This is a genomic window from Blautia sp. AF17-9LB (assembly GCF_003479185.1).
GTDB classification, from domain to species: Bacteria; Bacillota; Clostridia; order Lachnospirales; family Lachnospiraceae; genus Fusicatenibacter; species Fusicatenibacter saccharivorans.
Window position 1 is genome coordinate 187,886 of the sequence record NZ_QUGU01000007.1, and the last position, 8,707, is coordinate 196,592.

The following is an 8,707-nucleotide window of genomic DNA, read 5'->3' on the forward strand; positions in this document are numbered from 1 at the left end:
ATCCCATACGGCTATTCCATCGTCCTGATTTGCTCAACAAGAGATTGTTTTTTCAGATTTCCAGTTGTGTAAGAAATCAAGGTGAATTGCACAATCAGCAGGATTGCTAAATATATCAATACGATCAGCCACGGAAATGAATAGTAAAAGTATGGATTCATCGTTTTCACAACTACCTGTACGGATAGGAAGCCCAGTCCAGTCCCCAAAACCAATGTTACCAGCGTAGCAAAAACTGAATACATCAACCCCTCATAGCACAGCATTTTGATAAGCTGCTTTTTACTCAAACCAATCGCCTGTAACATTCCAATTTCCTGCCTACGGGATAAGAAGTTTGTGATTGTCGTATTGACAAGGTTGATTAAAGAAAAGCACACAACAATAACAGCCACGATCAACAATACCCCGATGGAAAGTTGTTGAAGTCCGCTATAATAAGTGATACTTTCTTTTATGGTTTCCATAACCAAATCGCTATTTCCGTCTATCAGTTGATTTAATGCAGCTTCAACTGTATCAAATTTTTCCATATCGGTAATTACAGAAATCGTACCTGTGCAATCTATCCCGGTCGCTTCATTCATAAACTGCTCCGGAAGCGCAAAGCATTTTGAGAAGCCGGAGTAAGAATATTCGTTTACAATGCCCATGACGGTATAGGTCTTTGTGCAAATTTGGCCGGATTCGGTTTTATAGTCCACTTCGACGGTATCACCCAACGCAGCCTCAATATCATAGAGATCGGCACGCTCTTGAAGCAAGACAATTCCATTTCCTGCCACCAGTTCATCATAATCAGTCGTTCCCGCAATTCGCTCTTTCTCCAAATTCTGCTGTTCATCTCGGCAAAAGCCCTGAATCCATTTTCCAGAATTACCATTTACACGATATTCTGCGTCCGTGTAATACCAGTGCTTGATTCCTGTAACGCCATCAATAGATTCTACTGCATTTACAAAATCGGCATTTAGAGAATTCTTTTGCTGCAATCCAGACAAAGAAATACCAGCAGTGTCCCACGATTGATTTGCGTTGAGCTGAATGTTAAATTCACCGACAGGGAACGCCCTGCCTCTTGCCTCTGCAACGCCATCATAGGAAACTAACATTGTCGAAATCAATACAACCAATACTCCGCCGAGTGAAAGAGAAAGTATTGTTAAAGTGGACTTTGCCTTTTGTCTGGACAGATTCATTTTAGCAAGTGAAGCAGGCGTTATTTTACGGTGCAGCACGGAACTTTCTTTCATTTTCCCCTGATAATCGGAATATCGCAATGCTTCCAGCGGAGATACTGCCGCAGCTCTTTTTACAGGAGTATGAATGGCAATCATCACAATAATAAATGCAAAAAGGCCAACCCCGGCCGTCACACATAAAGTGGTCAGCCAGTACCAACCGGCAGGAACCAGAAAGTACCCAATCACATTTCCAATAACCAGACCAATTGGGATAGCAATGGCAGCAAGTAATTTCCCCTCGCGGTAAACCATCTTTTTGATCTGTCGTTTTGTAGTTCCGATTGTGCGAAGCTGTCCATAGTTACGGATACTGCTTGCTACTGAAATATAAAAAATCGAATAGATCACAATGCCGGAACCAATGAAAGTTACAAAACCAATCAAGAAATAGAACAGCATATCGCTTCCGTGATTTTCGTCCTTTAAGTTAAAATATGTGGAACGGACAATCACATTATCATCGGAAATTTTTAATTGCTGCGCCAGAGTGTTTGCATAGTTGGTGGCTTCTTCCTCGCTCATATTTTGAGCGCCTTTCAGCCCAATGTAATAATCAATCATGCCCTCGTCGCCATACTGCTGTCTTACTAATTCTTTCGATATAATGGCTGTATAGCGCCCAATATCGCCGGTTTTCACATCTAAGATTCCCGTCAATTTGAAATCATGGGTAGTGCCGTCAGAAAAGGGGATTTGAATTGTCTGTCCCAATTCATTTGAATAGCCCAAACTATCCAAAAAGGATTCTTGCACTACAATTTCATTCTCCGAAGCTGGTAAATCTCCCGAATAGGGCATACTTTGGGATTTTAGCATATCTGCATTTGCATAAGTAAAATTCACGGTTGAATGGTTTACCTGTTCAGAAAATGCGTTAAAAAATTCCCCAACCCACGCAATTTCTTCTTGCTTGTATAGTTCCTGTCCCTGTTGTTCAGAAATCGCATGATACATAATCTGCGCTGTTTTTTGGTTGCGGTTCTGCGTTTCCTGCATAACCCCAAAGCCATAGAGGACAATAGCAGATAGCAATGCGCTGGCAAGTGCAATCGTCAAAATAATAAAGATATTTCTTTTTCGATTTGCCGATATACTGCGGTTTGATATGCGCTTTACTATGCCGTTGGTATCATTTTCAAAAGGCCATGTCATAGCCTGCCACCTCCTTACTCCACAATCTTTCCGTCCTCAATGCGGACAATCCGATCTGCAAGGCGGGCAATGTCGTCATTGTGCGTAATCATCACAACAGTTTGCCGGAACTCCGCACTGGTGCGCTTGATAAGCCCCAGCACCTCGGCGCTGGTCTTGCTGTCAAGGTTGCCGGTCGGCTCGTCGGCCAGCACGATAGCCGGTTTGGTAATCAAGGCGCGGGCGATAGCCACACGCTGCTGCTGTCCGCCGGAAAGATTGTTCGGCATATTTTTCAGTTTATCTTCCAGCCCCAGCAGGTGAACGATCTCGTCCAAAAACTTCTGATCCACCGTGTCCCCGTCCAGCTCCACCGGCAGGACGATGTTCTCATACACATTCAGGATGGGAACAAGGTTATAGTTCTGGAAGATAAAGCCGATGTTGCGGCGGCGAAAGATGGTGAGCTGTTCGTCGTTCATCTTCGACAGTTCTTTGTCCCGGACAATCACATTGCCGGAAGTAGGGGTGTCCAGCCCGCCCATCATGTGAAGCAGGGTAGACTTGCCGCTGCCGGAGGTTCCCACAACGGCCACAAATTCGCCGTCATTTACGGAGAAGTTCACGCCGTCAAGGGCGCGGGTGATGTTCGGCTCTGTGCCGTAATACTTTTTCAGGTCGATAGTCTGTAAAATGCTCATAAAATTCAATCCTTTTTTTGTTTGTTGTAAATGCGGAACGCTGCTGCGCCGGTGGCCGCCAACTGCACCAGAATCAGCACAGCGAACAGGCCGAAGCTCTCATAGTAGAACAGTTCATCCCAAAATAGGAGAACATCACAGAGAGCAGTCAAGGCAACCGTGCAGCGGATGTGCCGGACCAGCCATTGCCGGAACACCAGCACAAGGGCAACGGGCGGGACGATCAGCAGCGCCAGATTCAAAATCAATGTCGGGGTCAGTTCCATTGCGTCGCCTCCTCACTTTTGTTGATAAGGGTATTGTAAAACCCAAATGTCCGCGAAATGTTACAGCGGCCAAAAAATTTCATTGAAAATCGGGGTGAAATGTTACAACGCTCGGACATTTCAAAAAAATTCACGGCGGACAGCCGGAAATGGTCGTCCGCCGAATCATACTACACAATCTTTTAGATAGATTGATTGTGAAATAATTTCAATCCAATCACCACATCTATCATAAGTTCCACAATGAGAATTATACTAATGGCAACATTAAAATTACATAGGTTATATAATCCGATATAGATTTCACAAGTAAGAAATACAACTTGCAGACACAAATTTAAGTATGTCACTAAATGCTCGTTAGTTCTATTCCACAATCTAAACAGGAACATTGTAAAAATAGGTTTTCCCGTAAAAGCAAAAAGCACTGACAATACCGGCACCAAAAATACATAGTAAGAATCTACTGCATTGCTGGGGGATGTACCTACCCATTGAATTGCTATTTTATCAGGAACAACGAAAAATAAAACAATAGATAAAATAACATTGATTATTAAGATGATTGTTGTTGCTTTGCAAAAATTGATTTTTTTCATGGTGTTTTCTCCTGTTATAAGTGTGCTTTATTTAGTCGGCAACATAATGGAAAATTCCGAACCCTTGCCCGGCTCCGAAACCACTTTGATATAGCCGCCCTGCCGTGTTACGATCTCGCGGGCCAGATACAGGCCAATGCCCACGCCCTGCTGTTCGTGTACTTCTTCCTCACGATAGAAGCGCCGGAAGATGGCGGCCTGATTGCTTTCGGAAATGCCCTTGCCGGTGTCGGCTACTTTGATTTCCACATACATTTCCCACAGCACCACCGACACAGCGATTTTCCCGCCTGCCGGGGTGTACTTCACCGCATTGTCCAGCAGGTTAAAAAGGGCTTCGGATGTCCACTTGCTGTCATGGAAAACGGTCAAATCCTCCGGGCAGTCCACGGACACGACGATTTCCTTTTTCTCTGCTGCATACACAATTCCACTCATGGCCTGTGCCACGGTATCAAAGAGGCGGCCCGGTTTCTTATCCAACTGGATCACGCCCGTTTCCAGACGGGAGGTTTTCACAAGGGCCTGAAAGAGAAAGTCCAGCTTATCCGTCTGGCTGCGGATTCCCCGGATAAAGTCGGTGCGCTCCGCCTCGGTCATGGGCTTTTCCAGCAGCGTGTCCGTCGCCATTTTCAGATTGCTTACCGGCGTTTTCACCTGATGGGAAATATCCGATACAAGGGTCTGTAACTCCTGCCGTTCCTCGTCCACCCGGCGGCGGTTCTCCTGCATGATCTGGTAGAGCCTTGCCAGACGGTGCCCAATTCTGGCAAGCTGGGTTTCGCTGTCCTCTGGGCGCTGGGGCGCTTCATTCCCGGCGATCATGTGGTCTAAGGTCTGGCACAGGTCAGCGGTAAACTGCGACAGCCGCTTTCCAAACGCCTGCGTCAGTACGAAAATCCCCACAAGGGCGCACAGCAGCAGCGCCCCGCCTGTCAGCAGCACCGCCGTCTGTTTTGTCACAAAAAACAGGACTATGGTAATCCCGGACATGGAAAGGACAAGCCCCATTGCTACCCGGCCAAACAGCCGCTTTACCGAGAGGTTTTGCAACTTCATTTTGCCTCGCCTCCCGTCCATTGATAGCCCATGCCGTAAACAGTTTTGATGTAGGGCGCGCCGCCGTCGGATTCGATCTTACTCCGAATCCGGCTGATGGAGGTTGTCAGGGTGTGTTCGTCCACAAACTTCTCGTCTATATCCCACAGCTTTTCCAAAAGCTGCCCACGGGTCAGCACTTGCCGGGGATTTTTACGGAACAGGTTCAGCATTTTGTACTCCATCGGGGATAGGGTCAGGGGCTTGCCGTTTAAGGAAGCCGTCTGCTCCGAGAAGTCCAGAAACAGCCGCCCGTCGTCGTAAATGTCCTTGGCCGGTTTGTGGTGTTCCAGCATGGCGAACATGGCTTTGATTTTTCGCTGCAAGGCCCCGATCACAAAGGGCTTTGTGATGTAGTCCACCGCGCCCACCTCATAGCCCCGTATCTGGTCGCTCTCCTGATCGTTAGCGGTCAGGAAAATCACAATGGTGTCCGGGTGCTGGGGCTTTATCAGTTTGCACAGCTCAAAACCGTTGCCGTCCGGCAGGTTGATGTCCAGCAGCACTAAGTCAAATTCCCGCTGGCGTATGGCTTCGGCTGCGGTTCTGGCGTTTAGGGCAGAAGTCACGCCGTAGCCGTCTGCGGTCAGGTTATAGGCCACCATCTTATTCAAAAAACTGTCGTCCTCGACAATTAAAATCTGCTTCATATCCTCACTTCCTTTGCTTCTTGTAGATAGTATAACAGGCAAATGTCCTTTGTTGCAGAAAACACAATTTTCTGATAAAGGAAAATTTACTCCATTGTTTTAATGCGCTCGATCACAGGATGTCTTTTGCTATATCGTACAGAGAAAACGGAGTAAGCGGCCAGTATGAAGAAAAGCGCTACAAAACATATGCTTATTTCTAAAACTGGAAAATGATAAGTCAATGTCCCGAATGTCCCAACCTGATTGAAAACTTTGCAAAGTACAAATCCTGTTAAAGTTCCAATCGTTAAAGTTAAAATAGCCGTACCAGAAACATAATAGAAACATTCTGTTTGCAGCATTTTGGAGAATTGCTTACTGCTCAATCCCACAGACTGTAAAATACCAAATTCCTGCTGTCTTGATATAATGTTTGTCATTAGCGTGTTGATAAGGCTGATTAGTCCAAAAACAGCAATGAAAAATACCAATCCGTATAACGGCATTTTTATGTTATCCATTTCCTCTTGCAGATAAGTAATAATATCGCTGATACTGAAAACTTCTATACCTCCACGATTTTCCGCCAACTGGAAAATCTTATTCTCAACTTCTGTAAGCTGATCTCTTTCCACATCTACAATGCAGGTTATGTTGAAGTTGGAAACATTTTCTTTCATCATAGGTAAGAGTTCCTGCGGAAAATAGAAAGAAGCTGAATCCCCACCGAGATTAGGAGCTTTCCCAATCCCCATTACAGTAAATTCTTCCCATTGTCCATCCGCTGTTTCCACTTTGACTATATCGCCAATTTGAGGAGTGTAATTATAATAGTCGCTTAACAGCTTGGCGGAATTATCTACAATAACTCCTTTTCCGTTGATAAGTTTCTGGCGGTCTGCGGTTCCCTCAATTAGTCCTTGTGAAAAGGCCTCGTACTGATTTTCGGGGATTCCAATTTGGGTAAAGAAATGGCTGTTACCATCCTTGAAAGGAGTGGGAAATTCCATATTTGAAACACAGCCCTGTATAAATTCAATATTCTTTACGCCATCCATATCTGAAATCGTTTCTTCCAAAACTTCATCCAATGGATTTTTCGTTTGAAGTGCATTGATCCCGGCGGGGCGATCTTCCGCATTTGTGTTGGCGGGATCAAGGGAAAGTACAATGTCGCCATTTGCAAATTGCTGTTTTGCCATGCTTTCTACATCAGTTGAATTAAGGTAGGTGGCGGCACACATCAGTAAAACTCCGGCAAATCCCAAAGACAATACGGTTAGTATAGCTTTTTTCTTGTTCCGGGCAAAGCTCATTCGGGCAAGCGAAGATGGCGTAATTTTTCGATGTTCGATCCGCGTTTTTTCTGTCGCCGGTGTATCAGTCGTATTGATTCGCAGCGCCTCAATAGGCGATACCATAGAGGCTTTCTTTACAGGGGTATGGACAGCAATTTTCAAGGCAATTTCTGTAACAAGGGCAATCACAACGGCACATTCCAGTGTAGTCATCCAATGCCAGCCGTCCGGGACGAAACAATAGCCCAAAACACTTCCCAATACAACACCGATAGGAATTGCAGCACAGGATAACAAAAAACTTTCTTTTCGCACGATACGCTTGATCTGAACCGATGTAGCCCCCAGCACACGCAGTCTGCCATATTCATGTGTTTTCCCGATAACAGAAATGTAGAACAGGCTGTAAATAACCAAAGAACAGGCCAGTACAATTAAACTGCTTGCTCCGATAATCACCAATAGCTCCAGCGTGGATTTTTCTTCTGCCAATCCAAAGTAGGTAGAGCTATACATAACATACTGTTCAGGTACACCGCTTTGTTCCGCAATTTCGTTTATCAGCAGTTTCAAAGTTTCGCTGTCCATATTTTCGGTATTTTTCACGCGAACCAAAAGATCGTAACAGTTTGCTTTTTCATACCGGCTATATAAGCCATCCGATACAATGACTTGATAAATACGGGACGCATTACTGCTTTGAATAATGCCGCAAACATGATATGTCTGATTTTTTCCAAAAGGCATATCCAGTGTAACGGTTTGATCCAGTTGAACCGGCAACCCTAAATGCTCCAAATAGGACTGTTCCACAATGATTTCATTTTCTGCCTCCGGCATTTTTCCCAGCAAGTCAGTAACGCCTTTTAGTTCAAGTGCATTTTGATCTCTGTAATACACATCCAAAGTATAGTCATTGATACGGCTCGTTCCCATTGCAGCCTCTTTGCCGACTGCTTCAATCTGGTTGTTATGTTCCAGTTTTTCAAAGACGGTACTGGTACTGTTAATAAAGCTGCCCTGATAGCGTCCTTGCAGATAAAGCCTATTTTCACGGTCTGTTCCGAGATTATATAGTGCTAATACCATCATCAAACTAACTGCAAAAGCAATCGTTATGATAATAAACGCATTGCGTCTTTTATCCGCTTTCATGCTTCGGTCTGCTAATTTTTTTACAATGGCGCTGGTGTCATTCTCAAAAGGCCATGTCATAGTTGTATCACCTCCATATTTGATAAGGCCATTGTAAACCCCAAATGTCCGCGAAATGTTACAGCGGACAAAAAATTTTATTTTTTTGCATTTCTCTGTTATAGCAGTTCAAAATAATAACTCTATTATAGGCAGTTATCAAAGGTTTATCAATGCGGCAACTGTAAACAGATTCTCTGCCAAAGACTCTTAAAACTACTGGCAAGCAATGCAATCTTACGTAAGATTGCGTATTTAGCAGAAATCCCGTTTCCGGAATTCCTGCTAATGCTTGTTGGTGACATATCCCCAAACCCCTGAGATCATTGCCGGTGGCAATGGCTGCGCGTTCCGTTGGAACGCTGAAAACCAAAAGCAGACAAATCTTATTGACGGGATTTTTCTGTGCTGCGCTGCGGTTGTGGTGGGGAAGAAATCTCTAATAGATATTCCACATTGGCCCGAACATTATGAAGTTCTTTCATATCATTTTTGGCCTGCTTATAGGCAGAATAGGCTTTCCGTTTTTGTTCCAGAAGATCGG

The 8,707-nt window shown here is 44.7% G+C and carries 7 protein-coding genes; all 7 read right to left on the reverse strand.

The features are described 5' to 3' along the window. Positions 1-11: 11 nt before the first annotated feature. Complete coding sequence (locus DWX00_RS09660; RefSeq protein ID WP_117506281.1) at positions 12-2,396, reverse strand: ABC transporter permease; 2,385 nt, start codon at positions 2,394-2,396, stop codon at positions 12-14. Positions 2,397-2,410: 14 nt separating this feature from the next. Further along, complete coding sequence (locus tag DWX00_RS09665; RefSeq protein WP_004611618.1) at positions 2,411-3,076, reverse strand: ABC transporter ATP-binding protein; 666 nt, start codon at positions 3,074-3,076, stop codon at positions 2,411-2,413. Between the two features lie 5 nt (positions 3,077-3,081). Next, the gene (locus DWX00_RS09670; RefSeq protein WP_117686261.1) at positions 3,082-3,342 is read right to left on the reverse strand and encodes a hypothetical protein; all 261 of its coding nucleotides are present in this window, start codon (positions 3,340-3,342) and stop codon (positions 3,082-3,084) included. A gap of 182 nt (positions 3,343-3,524) precedes the next feature. Then, positions 3,525-3,941 (reverse strand): hypothetical protein, encoded by a 417-nt coding sequence (locus tag DWX00_RS09675; RefSeq protein WP_004611616.1) that lies wholly within the window; start codon positions 3,939-3,941, stop codon positions 3,525-3,527. A 27-nt stretch (positions 3,942-3,968) separates the two neighbouring features. After that, positions 3,969-5,000, reverse strand: coding sequence for a sensor histidine kinase (locus DWX00_RS09680; protein WP_117686260.1), 1,032 nt, complete (start codon positions 4,998-5,000; stop codon positions 3,969-3,971). Then, a complete protein-coding gene (locus DWX00_RS09685) occupies positions 4,997-5,689 on the reverse strand; it encodes a response regulator transcription factor (RefSeq protein WP_005361153.1) in 693 nt (230 codons plus the stop codon). Before DWX00_RS09685 ends, DWX00_RS09680 begins: the two co-directional genes overlap by 4 nt. Positions 5,690-5,775: 86 nt before the next feature. Next, positions 5,776-8,184 (reverse strand): ABC transporter permease, encoded by a 2,409-nt coding sequence (locus DWX00_RS09690; RefSeq protein WP_117686259.1) that lies wholly within the window; start codon positions 8,182-8,184, stop codon positions 5,776-5,778. Positions 8,185-8,707: the final 523 nt, after the last annotated feature.